The following is a 15,413-nucleotide window of genomic DNA, read 5'->3' on the forward strand; positions in this document are numbered from 1 at the left end:
CAAAAGACAAATTCGGCATTTTTCTTGTTGGCGGTGCGCGAGGCCGTCCGACGCTGGATGTCCGGCACGGCGCTCGGAGCGAGAAAGTGTTAAGCAGAAAGCGAATAGCGAGTCGCGAATGATAATGCGAGTAATTCGCATCTGCAACACAATTCTTGCAATTTGCTTTCTTGTTTTCCAGTCCGGAAAGCCGCCTGAAACAGCCCTGCAACACGCGCACCGCCGCTATCACCGTGATTCGTAAGGAAAAGCATGTGTCACGTGACTGACCGCCCGGGGGCCTCGCGCATGTACTAGAGTTAATGGCGACAGGCCCGAGATCACGGGTCGTCGGGAGGAGACATGGGACATCCAGCGCCCGCCGCATCCGGCGCCGAGGACAGCGGCAAGCCCGGCGAGCACCGGCCGGCCATCTATGGACTCGCGCTTGCGGCACTCGGCGTGGTGTACGGCGATATCGGCACCAGTCCGCTCTACACCCTGCAAACCGTGTTCGATCCAGGCAACGGACTGCCGATGAACGCGCAGAACATCGTGGGCATCGTCTCGCTGATCTTCTGGTCGCTTACGGTCGTGGTGTCGCTCAAATACGTGACGCTCATCCTGCGCGCCAACAATCACGGCGAAGGCGGCATCATGGCCTTGCTGGCACTGGCCGCGTCTTCGGTGGCCAACCGGCCGCGCTTGCGGCATACGCTGCTCGCAGTCGGCGTCATGGGTGCCGCGCTGTTCTACGGCGATGGCGTCATCACACCGGCCATCTCCGTGTTGAGCGCGGTGGAGGGTCTGGAGGTGGCGACGCCGTCGCTCAAACCCTATGTGATCCCCGTCACGCTAGCCGCGCTGATCGCGCTCTTTCTCGCGCAACGGCGCGGCACGGGCGGCATCGGTGCTGTTTTCGGGCCGGTGATGGTGCTCTGGTTCGCCATCCTCGCGGCGGTGGGACTCGTCAATGTCATCCAGGTGCCGGTGATCCTCTATGCGCTCGACCCGTTCAAAGGACTCGAGTTCTGCCTGCAACACCGCTGGCTCGCCTTCGTCGCGCTGGGCGCAGTGGTGCTCTCGCTCACCGGCGCGGAGGCGCTGTATGCCGACATGGGACACTTCGGTGCGCGGCCCATCCGACTCACGTGGTTCGGTCTCGTGTTTCCGGCGCTCGCGCTGAATTACCTCGGCCAGGGTGCCCTGTTGCTGGGCGATCCCGGCGCGCTGCAAAATCCGTTTTACCGGCTATTTCCGCAGTGGGCGCTGTTTCCGATGATCGTGCTGTCGACGGTCGCAACCGTGATCGCATCGCAGGCCGTTATTTCGGGCACCTATTCAATGACCAAGCAGGCCATGCAACTCGGCTTTCTGCCACGCATGAACGTCGTATATACCTCGTCGCGGGAAATCGGCCAGATCTACGTGCCGGGCATCAACTGGACACTGCTCATCGCGGTAGTCGCCGCCGTGCTCGGCTTCGGTTCATCCACCGCGCTCGGGTCCGCGTACGGCATTGCCGTGACCGGCACCATGCTGATCACCACCCTGCTCACCTTCTTCGTCATACGCTACGCGTGGCACTACAACTGGCTGCTGTGCGTGGGCGCGACCGCGTTTTTCTTCGTCATCGACGCCACGTTCTTCTCGGCCAATCTGTTGAAGATTTCGCAGGGCGGCTGGTTCCCGCTCGTGATCGGCATGCTGATGTTCGGCATCATGACCACATGGGGACGTGGCTGGCAGATGATGGCGGACGAAGCGCGCGTGCGCGCCGGTACGACACCGCTCAAGCCGTTTCTGGAGTCGCTGCTCAGCAAATCACCCGTACGCGTGGATGGCATTGCCATTTTTCTCACGCCCGATACCAGTGGCGTTCCGCACGCACTCCTGAACAATCTGATGCACAACCGCGTGCTGCATCGACGCGTCGTGTTCCTCAATGTGACCACGCGCGAAGTGCCGTGGGTCTCGGCGAGCGAACGCGTCGCCGTGAAGCTGCTGTGCGAAGGCTGTTATCAGGTGACGGTGGTGTATGGCTTCAAGGACGAGGTCAACCTGCCGGATGCGTTGCAGCACCAGACCTGCAAGAGAGCGGGCCTGGTGTTCGATCTATCGGAGACCTCTTACTTCCTGAGCCGTGCCACGGTGGTGCCGGTTGGCGGCAAAGGCATGGCGCTGTGGCGTGAGCGATTGTTCGGCGTGATGCTGCATAACGTCGGCAACGTCTCTGCTTATTTCAAGTTGCCGACCAACCGCGTGATCGAACTGGGCGCGCGCGTGGAGATCTGACGCCGCTCATCTCAAACACGCTACCAGGTTACTTTGAGGACGTCGCAAAGCGCGCGCCGAGCCAGTTGCGCAGCGCTTCGATTTCCTCCGCGCACACCGAATGCGGCATCGGATACGCCTGCCATTCGACCGGGCATCCTTGCGCGCGGGCGAAATCGCGGGCGGCTTCGCCGAGCTGGATGGGCAGAATGTCGTCGAACGTACCGTGTGCGGCGAAGATCGGCGTGTTGCGGTTGGCCTCGCTCGCGCGGCTTTCGATAAAACGTGACGACGGCACATAGCCCGACATCACGATCAGGCCGGCCAGCGCTTCAGGATGCGTGAGGCCAGCCGAATACGTCATCGCCCCGCCTTGCGAGAAGCCGGCAAGAAATATCTTCGAGGTGGCGATACCGCGCTGGTTTTGCGCTTCGATCAAGTGCCGCACCGTCGCGCAGGACGCATCGATACCGGCTTCGTCGACTTGCCGCTCGATGCTGTCGAACGAACGAATGTCGTACCACGCCCGCATGACGTAGCCACTGTTCGCGGTCACGGCGATCTCCGGCGCGTTGGGAAACACGAAGCGCACGGCGGGCGCCGCGCCGAGCTGCAACTCAGGAACGAGCGGTACGAAATCGTTGGCGTCCGCGCCGAGACCGTGCATCAGGATCACGGCGTACTCTGGATTGGGGGCGGTTTCGATTTCGATGGGGGGCGTGGACATAGAAGCTTCCATGTTGAGTTGGGATCGGTGAACAGATTGGATGCAGCGCGGTGCGGCCTGAATATGCGCTCAACGTAACGATGCTACCTCAATGCGTCGGTCGCATTGGCTGCAACCTTATTCTGCGACCTTACTAACACCCGCACAGCGCGCCTCTTCAGCGCCCACCTAATAAGCTTGACGTTGTCTCGCCGTTTCGGCTACCGTACCTATCGCTTTGCAGCGCTTTGCGGCCCCCCGTCGATCGCAGCCTGCATGCCCAGCGAGGGAGGCGATCACCGATGACCCAGGCCCGTGCGGTTCTCGTGGCAGCACTACTTTCAACGCTTCTTGCAACGGCGCTCAGCGCCCCGTCTCATGCGGCAGACGCCGCCTGCATACCGCCGCAGGCCTCGGTTCCGGCAGGTGCCAACACAACGGACCCAATGGCGCCGTTCTTCATCGACACCGCCGGGCTCGACCTCAAGACCACGCCGCCCACGCGCGATCCGCACAACCCCAAATATCCGCAGGCCACCGAGCTGCCCGATGGCCAGATTCCGTCCGCGACCAGTGACGGCAATTTCATCATCGGCGCCACGCATCCCCCGGCGCCGGAAACGGTGGCTGAAGCCAGCGTGCCGCATGGCACGATCCACACCTTCACCATGACTTCGGCAGATAGCGTGATCTATCGCCCCGGCATGATTCGGGACGATTTACCCGATTGCCGAAACTCAGCGGTCGCTTCTGCCGCCACCGCGCCGGGTGACAAATCCGATCTGCTGGTGCCCGCGAGCCATGCCGGCAGCTGGACCCGCGAAGTCGACGTGTATGTGCCGGCCGATTACGTTCCGGGCACGGCTGCGCCTTTCATCGTGTATGGCGACGGTGGCCCGCATGGCTTCTTCAAGGCGCAGATGCTGTTCAACGTGCTCGACAACCTGATTCATGCGCACAAGCTGCCGCCCATGATCGCCATCGGCATTGGCGCCGGCGGACAGGATGCGCAAGGCAGCGAACGGGGCCGCGAATACGACGCGGTGTCCGGCACCTACGCGCAGTGGGTCGAGCAGGAAGTGCTGCCGCGTGTCGAACAGGACGCACATGTGCGCTTGACGAAGGACCCGGACGGGCGCGCCACGATGGGCATCAGTTCCAGCGCCGCCGCCGCGTTCAGCATGGCCTGGTTCCGGCCCGACCTCTATCACCGGGTGCTCGGCTACTCGCCCACGATGGTGAACCAGCAATGGCCGCATGACACCGCCCTGCCCGGCGGCGCGTGGCAATACCACAGTGCGTGGCCGGGGCCCGTGAAAGCGAATCTCACCGTGTCGGGCATCAACGTCACGCCCGCCACGGCGTCGAACGGCGCGCCGCTGATCCCGAATACGCCGCGCCAACCGATCCGCTACTGGTTCGAGGTGGGCGATCGCGACCTGTTCTATCCGGTTGCGCCGCTCGCCGACGGCATGCATGACTGGACTCTCGCGAACGAGGACATGGCGCGCGTGCTCGCCGCGAAGGGCTACGCCTATCAGTTCGTGTTTTCACGCAACGCGGGCCACGTCGACCCGGCTACGGTTGCGCAAACGCTCGCCGAAGCACTCGAATGGGTGTGGAAGGATTATCCGGCGCCCGTGCATTGAGCGAGACCTTGCCATCCACGCCCCTGCTCTCTGCTGATCGAAACCAGCCGGCCCGTTCCGTGTCGAGACAAAGGAATCACCCCATGCCGAGCCTCGAGGCAACGCGACCGGCTACGCTGATCGATGCGGTCTGGCGCCTCGGGCTGCGCGTCGGCTTCCGCCTGGCGCGCATCTGGTGGCACATCCGGAGGCCACGTCATGAAGGTGCGCTGGTGGCCCTCTATGTTGGCGAGGCCTTGCTGCTGGTGAAGTCGTCGTATCGCGCCGAATGGAATTTCCCCGGTGGCAGCATGCACGCCGGTGAGCCGCCCGAGGCGGCAGCGCAACGCGAAATGGAAGAAGAGATTGGTCTGCCGGCGTACCCACTGGTCGCCGCAGGCAGCGCCAGCGGCAACTGGGACGGACGCAAGGACAAGGTGTATTTCTTCGAACTGCACCTGGACGGTTTGCCGGAGTTGCAGCTCGACAATCGCGAGATCGTTGCAGCGCGCCTCGCCTTGCCCGATGAGCTGCATCACATGCCACTCACCGACGCGGTCGTCGCCTATCTCGCCAGGCAGCGCGCCCACTGAACGCACGCATCGAGCACCTGCGTGTGGCACGTAGGTTCAACCCATGAATGAAAAGCCTTGACCCGGCATCACCGGGCGAAGGCTCATCACGCTCGATCAGGCCGCTTCTTTCAACGAGGCCATGTCGATGACGAAGCGGTATTTCACATCGCTTTTCAGCATCCGCTCGAAGGCCACTTCGACATCCTGCATCTGAATCATTTCGATGTCGGCGAGGATACGGTGTTGCGCGCAGAAATCCAGCATCTCCTGCGTCTCTTCGATACCGCCGATCAGCGAACCCGCGATGCTGCGACGCCCGCCGATCAATCCCGCCACCGACGGCGACGGATGCGGGTCCTCAGGAATCCCAACCAGTGTCAGCGTTCCGTCGAGCTTGAGCAGCGAGGTGTAGGCATCCAGATCATGCGGAATGGCCACCGTATTGATGATCAGGTCGAAGCTGCGCGCGTGCGCATTCATTTGCGCCGGATCGCGCCCATGACTGACGCGCTAAGCCAGGCTCGACCACGTTCGACCGCGCTCCGGCGTCCATCCTGATTGCGGCCAGGTCACAGCAGCCCGCATCACATTCGTCCCCAATTCGCGGCGTGCTCCGGCGCTGCGCGTCCGCGCATTGCATTGCTTCAGTATGTCCTGTCAAGTCGCGCAGCATCGCAGCGAAACGACTGTGGTGAAAACACACAACGCGTAGTTTGCGCTGATTACGCCGCAAACGATTGCTTATACTCTCTGCACCTCTTTCTCCGAGGCGCATGATATGCGGCAAGATTGGCTTCAATTTTTCCAGCGAATCGACTGGAACAGTCCGGTAACTTTGGCGCTGACCTCAGCGGCCGTTGGCTCCGCCATCACACTCACGTGGCTGTCGTTGCGGGATGCCGGCGATCGCAAGCGCAAGCGGCGCGACACCGCGCTGGAAGTCGCGCTATCGCTCGAAAGTTACGCCCGTACCTGCCGAACCATGATGCACAAGGCGGCCTGGGCAGCGGCGCAACATGGCAGCCCGTCAGGACGCGACGCCAGCAGGAGCGTCGTCATGCCCACCTTCGCCTATCCCGACAAACTTCACTGGCACGTCATGAGCGGCAAGGTCATCTCCGAGCTGCGCGAGTACCCGGCAACCGTGCACGGCGCGCGAGAGTATCTGGAGGCGTTCCGCGAATTCGGTGAACCGCTCGACCTGTGCGGACAGGTTGAATACGAATGCGCGAAGGCAGCAATGGCGGCGTTGGCCCTTGCCCGCGCCACCCGGCGGCGGCACGGCGCGGCAAGCTGGAGACCCGGCGCCAAAGACTCGGCGCTGGAGCGCGAACTGTCCGACTTCATTGCGAACGCGGAAGAAAAACGCAAGGCGTCGCTCGACCATCGCGCCGAGCTGGCCCTCGACCGGCGCGGCGATGCGCAGGCGTTCAAGCACGCGCTGAGTGCCTGATTCCGCGCCTGATTGAGTGCCCGATTCCGCGCGAATCGGCAAGCGCACGCACAGACAGACCCGAGCACTCCGGCGGCCATACGCGGCCGCCGCGTGCTGGCAGCCGGGTCTCCGCTTTTCGGTCCCCAAGCCTCTCAGCGCCTCTACCTCAAGCCTCGGTCAACGTGATAAAGATGCGCGCGTTCATCTCGGCAAAATTGCCGGTGAGCGTCGCGTCGTGGCCCTTCACGATGGCGCTGGCAATGTAGAGCCCCAGTCCCAGACCGCCGCGGTTGTTCGGGTTGTCGAGCGAGCCGCTCTTGAAAGGGTCGGTGAGCCGTTCGAACGACGCAGCCGGCTTCTTCAAGAGACGGTTGCGTATTTCAATGGTCGTGGTCTTGCCTTCGACGCTCGCCAGCAGTTCGATAGGGAAACTCGTGTCGCCGTGCTGGCGCGCATTGCTGATCAGATTGGTGAGCGCCTGATTGAAGCGGTCCGGGTCGACCAGCACGTCGCCCAGATCGGCGGGGAGCTGCGTGACGATGGTGACGTTCGGATGAGCGAGGCGATTCTGCTCGACGGTGGATTCGAGCAGTTCTCCCAACCCAACCCGTTCCCGCGTCATGCCCAGACCCACGCCTGAACGGATGCGGCTCACGTCGAGAATGTAGTTGATCAGCGACTGCATCCGCCGGGTCGATCCTTCGACACGTTTAGCCGTGTCGTTCGAGGTCGCCAGCCCGCGTCCCATCAGTTGCACGGCCATGTTGATAGCCTGCAGCGGATTGCGCAGATCGTGTCCAAGCGTGGCGAGCAGCGTGGTTCTTGCGCGCTCGGCTTCCCGCATGCGCTGCAAGGCGACGTCCTGCAGGATGACCTTCAGCTCGCGGGCGGCCGAGCGGTCCATGCCCGACCACTCGCGGCTGCGGCCCCGTACGGTCTGCTTCCAGACTTCGAACGAGCCGCGCGGCGTGAGCCGGGCGCCGTTCGGCCCGGACGCGATCACCTTGTCCGGCGGTCCGGCCCAATTGATGGTTTCGACCAGTTCCCGGCGCATCCACATGATGGTGATGCGCGCGTCGCCCACCATCTGGATGGCGAGACAGCCCGCAATCGGCCCCTCGGGCGTGCTGATGGGCGCAAGCTCCGGCAGATCCTCCGTGAGCGACTGGCTGACCAGCGTATCCTGGCGCGTCGAGGTCATGTGATCGGCGAGCGCGCGCAACGCTTCGATGCTGGTGGCCTTGCTGCTGCCAAGCGAGACCACTTCGTGATCGACCACGGCCATCACGCATTCGCAGTCGATCAGCGCGGACACGTCGTCCGCGGCCGACAACAGCCCCATCAGCGCCTCTTCGGCATGCGCCAGTTCCGTGGCGATCTGCGCCCGCAGATCGTGGACGCGCCGCTCGTCGAGCGAACGCTGCCGGGCGTCGATCTGCGCGATCAGGATCGACACCACCTGCGTGAGCACCGTGCAGGACAGACGAACTGCGTGCGACGCCCGGTGCGCCGTCATGTGATGACACGCGAACAATCCCCAGAGCTGGCCGTCCACCACGATGGAGATGCTCATGGACGCGCCCACGCCCATGTTCTTCAGATACTCGATATGGATGGGCGACACGCTGCGCAGCACGGCGTAACTCAGGTCGTAGGGCGCGTTGGTGCGGGGGTGCAACGACGGCTGGATGGTGACCGGCTTCGCCTCGACCGAGGCGATCTGGCGGATCGGGTTCAGCACATACAGGCGTCGTGCCTGCGCCGGAATATCGCCGGCCGGGTAGCGTTGATGCAGATACGGCGCCAGGTCCTCGCGCCGCGCTTCACCAATCACTTCGCCGCTGCCGTCGGACAGGAAGCGATAACCCATGACCCGGTCAAAACCGGTCATCGTGCGAATCGTCTCCGCCGCGGATTGCAGCAGCGCGGCCGGGTTGGAGTACTGGGTCGATTGCAGGCGTTGAATCGCGCGCTGGGCATACAGCGCGAACTGCGACGCGGGCGGTGCGTCCGCTGACAGCTGCTCGAATTCGGCCACCAGCATGTCGCCCGACCAGTGCGTGATCAAGTCGAAGCGCTCACCGTTCGCGCCGTCGCATTCCACGGCGTCCGCGGGCTTGGCGGGGTCGGCCAGTGCCTCGAAGATGGTTTGCCGGGCCAGCGGCGTGACATGCGCGTCCGTCAAGCGCTCGCCCATTGCGGGCAATGCGCCGAGCAGCTCCGGCGCATTGGTGCTGGCAGCCACCAGATGCCCCGCCGGGTCGAAACAGAGGAGCGCGCCGTGCGGCTGCACCAGACCCAGCGCGTGAATCGGCTCCTGGTCGCAGTTCGCCACGATTTCGGAAAGCGTTTCGTTTTCCATGAAGAAGTCGGCCCCCGGCGACGCACGCAATTGATGTAGTCGCACAGTTTGCCACAAAGGCCTGTTCGCCCGGACAGCCGGCATTGGCCTTCGTTGTTGCGGTGTCGCGCTGCATCCGGCTCGGTCATTTGACCGATACCGCCCCGCCCGCCCGACTGACATCCTTACGACCAGTCCCAACTCTGTCAGCTCGCCGCGCCATCCCAATGCGTTCGCCACTGCCAACCCGGTCATTGTCCATGAGGTCATCGTGAGTCACGCCACCATTCACCCCGCGTGGGTGCGCATTTTTCACTGGATCAATGCCGCCGCCGTGATCGCGATGTGCCTGAGCGGCTGGGCCGTGTACAACGCCTCGCCGATCTTCACCGCGCTGCGGTTCCCGCCCTCCATCACGCTGGGAGGCTGGCTTGGCGGTGCGCTGCTGTGGCACTTCGCGGTCATGTGGGTGCTGGTCGGCAACTTTCTCGTCTATCTGGCACTGGGTGTGACCACCGGCCGTCTGCACCGGAAGCTGCTGCCGGTGAGCCCGCGCGCGTTCGCCTCCGACCTCGTCGCGGCCCTGCGCGGCAAGCTCAGTCACGGTGACTTCAGCCAGTACAACACCGTGCAAAAGGTCGCGTATCTCGTGGTGATCGCCAACATCGTGCTGGTCGTGCTGTCGGGCCTGACGATCTGGAAGCCCGTGCAATTCCCGTTGCTCAGGACCTTGATGGGCGGTTTCGACAACGCCCGTGTGGTTCATTTCGCGGCCATGAGCATCCTGGTCGGCTTTTTCGTGGTGCATGTCGCGATGGTCGCGCTCGTGCCGCGCTCCTTGCTCACCATGATTCGAGGCCGGTAAGCATGAATTCCCGCAAACAGAACCCCTCGCCCGATACCGTCTACCGGCCGGACGCGCAATCCATCATCAAGGATGCGCACAAGGCACTGCCCTCGGCTTCGCGACGCCTGTTCGGCAAGCGCATCCTTTCGCTGGGCGGCCTGATGCTGTTGTCCGGTTGCGACCTGAGCAGCGACAAGTCCGTCGACACGATGCTGCGCAAGTTCTCGTCGTTCAACGACGATGCCCAGGCGCTGCTGTTCGATCCGCGCAAGCTGGCGCCGACCTACCCGGAGTCGATGATCACGCGGCCGTTTCCGTTCAACGCGTTCTACGACATCGACGAAGTGCCGGACGTGGATGCGCAGAGCTATCGTCTGGAGCTGAAGGGGCGCGTCAACGGCAAAGCGATCTGGACGCTCGACGAACTGCACGCGTTGCCGCAACAAAGCCAGGTGACGCGTCATATCTGCATCGAGGGCTGGAGCGCGATCGGCAAATGGGGCGGTGTGTCATTCGCCGATTTCCTGCGTCGCGCCGGTGCCGACACCACCGCGAAGTATGTCGCGCTGCATTGCGCCGACAACTACTGGACGAGCATCGACATGCCGACGGCGCTCCATCCGCAGACGCTGCTGACCTTGTCCTATGACGGCAAAACGCTGCCCGCCAAATACGGCTTTCCGATGAAGCTGCGTATGCCCACCAAACTGGGCTACAAGAACCCGAAGCACATTGTCGCCATTACGGTGACCAACGAATTTCCCGGCGGCTACTGGGAAAACCAGGGATACAACTGGTTCGGCGGCTCCTGAGCCCCGGTGAATCATCATTCAGTCAACTGCAATCAACCCTACGGAGTACTTATGTCTATTCGCCTCAAAGTCGTTGCCTCGCTCGTCACCCTGACGCTCGCCAGCGCGGCATTCGCGCAATCCTCCGCGGTCAAGCCGGAACGGATTCGCGGGGAAATCGTGTCGTTCTCGGGCGGCAACCTGCAGGTTCATCGCCGCAGCGGCGACACGGTCACGATTGCCGTGAAAGATTCAACAGGTATCAATGCAGTGAAGGCGATCCAGCTCGCGGACATCAAACCCGGTTCGTATGTCGGCGCAGCCGCGACGCCTGGCCCGGACGGCAAGCTGACGGCAAAGGAAGTGCTGGTGTTCCCGGAAGCCGCACGCGGTATGGGTGAAGGACACTACGCGTGGGACCTGGGTTCGAACAGCTCGATGACCAACGCAAATGTCGACACTGTCGTGCAGGGGACCAGCGGCCGCGACCTGAAACTCTCGTACAAGGGCGGCAGCAATACCGTCAACGTGCCGACCAACGTGCCCGTGGTCACGCTCGTTCCCTCGTCCCGCGATGATCTGACCGCGGGCAAGAAGGTCTTCATCGTAGCAACGCCGGCGAAAGACGGTGCCTACGACGGCAACCAGGTGGTCGTCGAGAAGGACGGTGTCGCACCGCCGATGTAAATCGCGGTGTTAGCGCGATGGTTTCAGGTGGACATGCCAGAGCAGCATACGATGACGCGTTCCTGAAACACATCGCGCTACGCCACGCGCTTATGCATTCACGCTTTAGCTGCGCGCGAGATGCGTAGCGGCAGGAACAGCGCCGCTATAAAAGTGGCCGCGTGAAAAACCGCGAGCATCACGAACGCCATGAAAAATTGCGTCGACACTGCATGAGCAGCGTGAGGCAGCGTCGACGCAATGAACATCGCGAGGATCGTCGTGGCAAACGGGCCACCAACTCTTTGCGCGATGTTCAGCGCGGTGTTCGCGACAGGCAGGCGCGCCTTCGGTATCGAGGAGTACGCCGCCGAGATGGACGGTATGCTGATCGTGCCTTGCCCCGCCCCCGCCAGAAACAGGCTGAGGACCGCCCAGGTCGCCGAAAACTGCCCGGCCGCCATCCCCACAAACGCGATAGTGCTGAGCAACGCCAGCAACGCGCCGCCCGCTGACACCACGCGGCAGCCGAATTTTTCGGTCAGGAATCCAAGCAACGGGAACGAACACATCATGCCGGCGCCCGTGGCCGCGATGAACCAGCCGGCCTGTGCCGCGGACAACCCGCAGCCGGCTATCAGGTAAAGCGGCACGACGAGTTGCCGCCCGAACATGATGCTGGTCGCGAAGAATTGCGTGACCGCCGCAACCGAAAAGGTCCGATCCGCAAAAATCCGCACGTCGATCAGCGCCCCCTGGCCCTTCTTTACCGCATGCACGAGAAACGCCGTAAGCAGGACGATGCCGGCGAACAAAATCCAGCGTCCATCAGCGTGTGACGCGTTTTGCAGACCGAAGATCAACCCGACGAAGCCCGGCGAAAGCAGCGCGAAGCCGAGGAAATCGAACGGGCGCTTTTGCAGCGTGGCCGTGTCTACCGGCAGCAACAGCGCAGCCAGTGCGACGCCGAGTATACCCACCGGCACGTTGAGGTAGAACAGCCATGACCACGTGGCATGCGCGAGGATCGTTCCCGCCAATAGCGGCCCGAGAATGGGTGCGAGCAGTATCGGCAAGGTGGCGTAGCCCATCACGCGCGCCATGTTTTTGCCCGCCGCACGCGCAATCATCATCTGCGTCATGGGGGCCAGCACGCCACCCACCAGGCCCTGGAAGACGCGCGCGCAGATCAGCGCGTCGATGCTGCGCGAAGCACCGCACAAAAACGACGCCAGCGTGAAGGTCGAAAACAGGATGAGGTAGAGTCGCCGCGCACCCATGCGATCCACCAGCCAGCCGTTGAGCGGCAGCATCAGCGCCATCGCCAGCAGGTAGCCGCTGACGATCCATTGCGCGGTGGCAATGGGCGCGGCGAGTGTATGGCTGATGGTCGACAGCGAGACGTTGACTACAGTCGAATCGAGCTGCGTCATGAACGGCCCGATCACCGCGACGACGGCCACTTTCCAGACGGACGACGCGACGCCCTCTGACTCGCCGGCGCGCGTGGGTGAGTCTTCAGTCACGCTGCCCGCCTCGTCCATCTTGCCCGCCGTGCTCGTTTCATTGGTGGGGTTGCCGCGCATGCTGCTTCGCTTTGCGGTCACTTTTCCGCCAGTTTCTTGATGATCCCGGCAGCCTTGAACAGGGTGTCGCGTTCCTCGGCGTCCAGTTCGGCGATGGCTTGCGACAGCCACATCTGCTTCGCTTCACGATGTTTCTTGCGCAGCTGCACGCCCTTCGCGGTCAACTCGATCAACATCTGACGGCCGTCCGTGGCGTGCTGGGTACGCTTGACCACGCCCATTTGCTCGAGCGAAGCAATGGTCGTTCCCATCGACTGCGGCTTCATCTGCTCGGCCCGCGCGAGTGCAGCGGTCGTGGCCGGCCCGTCATTGGCGAGCCGCGACATGACGAGCGATTCCGTCATGGAAAATGTTTCCGCATGGGATTCGCTGCGGGTGCGCCGCAGCAGCAGGCCGACGGCCTGCATCAGGTCGAGGACGGATTGATCGTGGGTTTTGGTCGGCATGATCGTTCGAATACGGCGGAAGTGCGTGTCCTGCAAGGATGGCTCCACGCAGCCATAATTGCAAGCTTAACTTGCAATATAAACTTGCAAGTTAAGCTTGCAAGATAGGCTTGCAAATTTAGCCGGTTGATGCCACGCTTGGCGCCTGGTGCGGGTTCACCGTAATCTAATCGGCGCCCGCTGAACAACCCGCTTTGCAGCGCCAAACGCGCCTCGAGCAACAGCGTTCCAACGCATGGAGAGCAATGACATGCCGTGGTATCAATACCTTTCGTACTTCGCAGGCGGCGCGGTGCTGTCCAACGCCATTCCGCATTTCGTCAGCGGCGTCATGGGCCGGTCGTTCCAGAGCCCGTTCGCCAAGCCACCCGGTAAAGGGCTGTCCTCGGCAACGGTCAACGTGTGGTGGGGTGCGTTTAACGTCGTGGTGGGCTATCTGCTGATCTGCCGGGTGGGAGACTTCGACATCCGCATCGCGGCGGACGCGGGCAGCGCGGGGCTCGGTGCGCTATTGATGGGAATCGTGGCCGCCCGTATCTTCGGGCCGTTTCATGGAGGGGTTGCCGCCGGGCGGTGACGGGTTGCACGGGGCGCCCGTGTTGTGCCGGGCATGTTTGGCGGCAAGCGCCCCCTCACTCAGCGCGCCGCGCGTTCCTTGCCCAACTGCGTTTGCAGATTGAAGACTTCGGACATGGGTTGCCACAGCCCCGCCCCCTGCGCGTCGGCCAGTGCCTGCTGAAACGTGGCCATCAACTGCTCCCATTCCTTGACGCGTGGTGAACTGTCTGCCGTCACCACCAGCCGGTCTGGCTGAAAGTCCGGCGCGGTTTCGATGAGCATCATCAAACGGGTGCCGCGCCGCCAGATGGTCATGTCGTGAATGCCCGAGTCGCGCAGGTGTACGAGCACTTCCGGCCACACGTCGCCGTGGTATCGGTCATAGGCTTCGATGGCGGCTGCGTCACTCTTCAGGTCGAGCGTCAGACAGTGCCGCACCGTGCGCTCAGCGCCGCTCATGCCGAGGCCTTCGCGTCGATGGACAAATGAACGCGCTGCGCGGCGTTGACGGCGTCCCAGTCCCAGTCAATACCGATACCCGGTTCCTGCGGCGCGATTGCAAAGCCTGCCTCGATGCGCACACGGTTGTGCGTCAATGAATCGAGTTGCGGAATGTACTCGACCCAGGTAGCGTTCGGCACGGCTGCACACAAGCTCACATGCAGTTCCATCAAGAAGTGCGGACAGATGTCCATGTTCAGCGCTTCCGCCACGTGCGCGACCTTGAGCCACGGCGTAATGCCGCCGACGCGCGCCACGTCCGCCTGCACGATCGCGCAGGCATCGGCCTTCATGTACTCCGCGAATTGCCCAGGGTGATAAAGCGATTCGCCAATCGCGACCGGCACCGTAGTCGCAAGACTCAGGCGTCGGTGCGCATCCACGCTTTCCGCCGGCATCGGTTCTTCCAGCCACGCGAGCCGGAACGGTTCGAACGCATGGGCGCGACGCAGCGCCTCCGAGTACGTGAAGCCCTGATTCGCATCGGTCATCAGTTCGAAACCATCCCCCACTGCTGTGCGCACCGCGTCCAGACGCTGCACGTCTTCCGACACATGAGGACGCCCCACTTTCAGCTTGGCGCCGAGAAATCCTTCCGATTGCGCCTGCAAGGTTTGATCGACCAGTTCGCTGGCGGACAGATGCAGCCATCCCCCTTCTGTCGTATACGTGCGAATGCGCTGTTTCGCGCCGCCCGCCGCCACGGCCAGTGACAGTCCCGCGGCGCGCGTATTCCGGTCCCACAGCGCGGTATCCACCGCTGCCAGCGCCAGGCTCGTGATCGCGCCCACAGCCGTGGCATGCGTATGAAAATACAGATCGCGCCAGATCGCTTCGTACTCCGCAGGATGTCGCCCAATCAAGCGCGGCACGAGGTGATCTTTCAGCAACGCGACAATCGACGAGCCGCCCGTGCCGATCGTATAGGTGTAGCCGGTGCCGGTGCTGCCATCGCTGCAACGGATCGTGACGAGCACGGTCTCCTGCACGACGAATGACTGGATCGCGTCGGTCCGTTTGACTTTCGGTTGCAGGTCGACCTGCCGGATCTCGACGGTATCGATGATTGTCATTGAATAA

The 15,413-nt window shown here is 62.9% G+C and carries 14 protein-coding genes and 1 pseudogene; 8 read left to right on the forward strand and 7 right to left on the reverse strand.

Annotation, left to right across the window (positions count from 1 at the left end):
* The first annotated feature begins 342 nt into the window (after nucleotides 1-342).
* A complete protein-coding gene (locus D0B32_RS22430; protein ID WP_117336494.1) occupies nucleotides 343-2,274 on the forward strand; it encodes a potassium transporter Kup in 1,932 nt (643 codons plus the stop codon).
* Between the two features lie 28 nt (nucleotides 2,275-2,302).
* Here D0B32_RS22430 and D0B32_RS22435 read toward each other — a convergent pair whose 3' ends face one another.
* The gene (locus tag D0B32_RS22435) at nucleotides 2,303-2,980 is read right to left on the reverse strand and encodes an alpha/beta hydrolase (RefSeq protein ID WP_117336495.1); all 678 of its coding nucleotides are present in this window, start codon (nucleotides 2,978-2,980) and stop codon (nucleotides 2,303-2,305) included.
* 425 nt (nucleotides 2,981-3,405) lie between these two features.
* Between D0B32_RS22435 and D0B32_RS22440 the strand changes: the two genes are divergently transcribed.
* Complete coding sequence (locus D0B32_RS22440; protein ID WP_220444950.1) at nucleotides 3,406-4,608, forward strand: esterase family protein; 1,203 nt, start codon at nucleotides 3,406-3,408, stop codon at nucleotides 4,606-4,608.
* 83 nt (nucleotides 4,609-4,691) lie between these two features.
* A complete protein-coding gene (locus D0B32_RS22445) occupies nucleotides 4,692-5,180 on the forward strand; it encodes an NUDIX domain-containing protein (protein ID WP_117336497.1) in 489 nt (162 codons plus the stop codon).
* A gap of 96 nt (nucleotides 5,181-5,276) precedes the next feature.
* Here the strand turns inward: D0B32_RS22445 and D0B32_RS22450 are convergent.
* Nucleotides 5,277-5,657 (reverse strand): annotated as a pseudogene (locus D0B32_RS22450) (zinc-binding dehydrogenase); the annotation flags it as partial.
* A gap of 340 nt (nucleotides 5,658-5,997) precedes the next feature.
* On the opposite strand from D0B32_RS22450, the gene D0B32_RS22455 reads away from it, so the two are divergent.
* Nucleotides 5,998-6,615, forward strand: coding sequence for a hypothetical protein (locus tag D0B32_RS22455; RefSeq protein WP_259295095.1), 618 nt, complete (start codon nucleotides 5,998-6,000; stop codon nucleotides 6,613-6,615).
* A gap of 148 nt (nucleotides 6,616-6,763) precedes the next feature.
* Here D0B32_RS22455 and D0B32_RS22460 read toward each other — a convergent pair whose 3' ends face one another.
* Complete coding sequence (locus D0B32_RS22460) at nucleotides 6,764-8,959, reverse strand: GAF domain-containing protein (RefSeq protein WP_181969874.1); 2,196 nt, start codon at nucleotides 8,957-8,959, stop codon at nucleotides 6,764-6,766.
* A gap of 250 nt (nucleotides 8,960-9,209) precedes the next feature.
* Here D0B32_RS22460 and D0B32_RS22465 point away from each other — a divergent pair, with 250 nt between their 5' ends.
* The 3 genes from D0B32_RS22465 to D0B32_RS22475 are packed head-to-tail and all read left to right on the forward strand — an operon-like array spanning nucleotide 9,210 to nucleotide 11,263.
* A complete protein-coding gene (locus D0B32_RS22465; RefSeq protein WP_117336501.1) occupies nucleotides 9,210-9,803 on the forward strand; it encodes a cytochrome b/b6 domain-containing protein in 594 nt (197 codons plus the stop codon).
* A gap of 2 nt (nucleotides 9,804-9,805) precedes the next feature.
* A complete protein-coding gene (locus D0B32_RS22470; protein ID WP_117336502.1) occupies nucleotides 9,806-10,597 on the forward strand; it encodes a molybdopterin-dependent oxidoreductase in 792 nt (263 codons plus the stop codon).
* Between the two features lie 51 nt (nucleotides 10,598-10,648).
* On the forward strand, nucleotides 10,649-11,263 hold the full coding sequence (locus D0B32_RS22475) for a hypothetical protein (protein ID WP_117336503.1): 615 nt from the start codon (nucleotides 10,649-10,651) through the stop codon (nucleotides 11,261-11,263).
* 98 nt (nucleotides 11,264-11,361) lie between these two features.
* On the opposite strand, the gene D0B32_RS22480 is transcribed toward D0B32_RS22475, so the two are convergent.
* The gene (locus D0B32_RS22480) at nucleotides 11,362-12,828 is read right to left on the reverse strand and encodes a DHA2 family efflux MFS transporter permease subunit (protein ID WP_259295096.1); all 1,467 of its coding nucleotides are present in this window, start codon (nucleotides 12,826-12,828) and stop codon (nucleotides 11,362-11,364) included.
* Between the two features lie 17 nt (nucleotides 12,829-12,845).
* Nucleotides 12,846-13,274 (reverse strand): MarR family winged helix-turn-helix transcriptional regulator, encoded by a 429-nt coding sequence (locus tag D0B32_RS22485; RefSeq protein WP_117336794.1) that lies wholly within the window; start codon nucleotides 13,272-13,274, stop codon nucleotides 12,846-12,848.
* Between the two features lie 250 nt (nucleotides 13,275-13,524).
* On the opposite strand from D0B32_RS22485, the gene D0B32_RS22490 reads away from it, so the two are divergent.
* Nucleotides 13,525-13,851 carry a hypothetical protein gene (locus tag D0B32_RS22490; RefSeq protein WP_117336504.1) on the forward strand — a complete coding sequence of 109 codons (327 nt, stop codon included), beginning with the start codon at nucleotides 13,525-13,527 and terminating at the stop codon, nucleotides 13,849-13,851.
* Nucleotides 13,852-13,910: 59 nt separating this feature from the next.
* Here the strand turns inward: D0B32_RS22490 and D0B32_RS22495 are convergent, their stop codons facing one another.
* Complete coding sequence (locus D0B32_RS22495; protein ID WP_259295097.1) at nucleotides 13,911-14,291, reverse strand: L-rhamnose mutarotase; 381 nt, start codon at nucleotides 14,289-14,291, stop codon at nucleotides 13,911-13,913.
* Nucleotides 14,288-15,406: a mandelate racemase/muconate lactonizing enzyme family protein gene (locus D0B32_RS22500; RefSeq protein ID WP_117336505.1), complete on the reverse strand. Its 1,119-nt coding sequence runs from the start codon at nucleotides 15,404-15,406 to the stop codon at nucleotides 14,288-14,290. The genes D0B32_RS22495 and D0B32_RS22500 overlap by 4 nt, the downstream gene beginning before the upstream one ends.
* Between the last annotated feature and the right edge of the window lie 7 nt (nucleotides 15,407-15,413).

This window comes from Paraburkholderia sp. DHOC27, assembly GCF_003429005.1.
GTDB lineage: Bacteria > Pseudomonadota > Gammaproteobacteria > Burkholderiales > Burkholderiaceae > Paraburkholderia.

What these genes read in the sequence shown, in the direction of transcription:
- D0B32_RS22490 (WP_117336504.1), top strand. Translation starts at nt 13,525, where the DNA reads ATGCCGTGGTATCAATACCTTTCGTACTTCGCAGGCGGCGCGGTGCTG.
- D0B32_RS22440 (WP_220444950.1), top strand. Translation starts at nt 3,406, where the DNA reads ATGGCGCCGTTCTTCATCGACACCGCCGGGCTCGACCTCAAGACCACG.
- D0B32_RS22485 (WP_117336794.1), bottom strand. Translation starts at nt 13,274, where the DNA reads ATGCCGACCAAAACCCACGATCAATCCGTCCTCGACCTGATGCAGGCC.
- D0B32_RS22480 (WP_259295096.1), bottom strand. Translation starts at nt 12,828, where the DNA reads ATGCGCGGCAACCCCACCAATGAAACGAGCACGGCGGGCAAGATGGAC.
- D0B32_RS22495 (WP_259295097.1), bottom strand. Translation starts at nt 14,291, where the DNA reads ATGAGCGGCGCTGAGCGCACGGTGCGGCACTGTCTGACGCTCGACCTG.
- D0B32_RS22470 (WP_117336502.1), top strand. Translation starts at nt 9,806, where the DNA reads ATGAATTCCCGCAAACAGAACCCCTCGCCCGATACCGTCTACCGGCCG.
- D0B32_RS22500 (WP_117336505.1), bottom strand. Translation starts at nt 15,406, where the DNA reads ATGACAATCATCGATACCGTCGAGATCCGGCAGGTCGACCTGCAACCG.
- D0B32_RS22475 (WP_117336503.1), top strand. Translation starts at nt 10,649, where the DNA reads ATGTCTATTCGCCTCAAAGTCGTTGCCTCGCTCGTCACCCTGACGCTC.
- D0B32_RS22460 (WP_181969874.1), bottom strand. Translation starts at nt 8,959, where the DNA reads ATGGAAAACGAAACGCTTTCCGAAATCGTGGCGAACTGCGACCAGGAG.
- D0B32_RS22430 (WP_117336494.1), top strand. Translation starts at nt 343, where the DNA reads ATGGGACATCCAGCGCCCGCCGCATCCGGCGCCGAGGACAGCGGCAAG.
- D0B32_RS22445 (WP_117336497.1), top strand. Translation starts at nt 4,692, where the DNA reads ATGCCGAGCCTCGAGGCAACGCGACCGGCTACGCTGATCGATGCGGTC.
- D0B32_RS22435 (WP_117336495.1), bottom strand. Translation starts at nt 2,980, where the DNA reads ATGTCCACGCCCCCCATCGAAATCGAAACCGCCCCCAATCCAGAGTAC.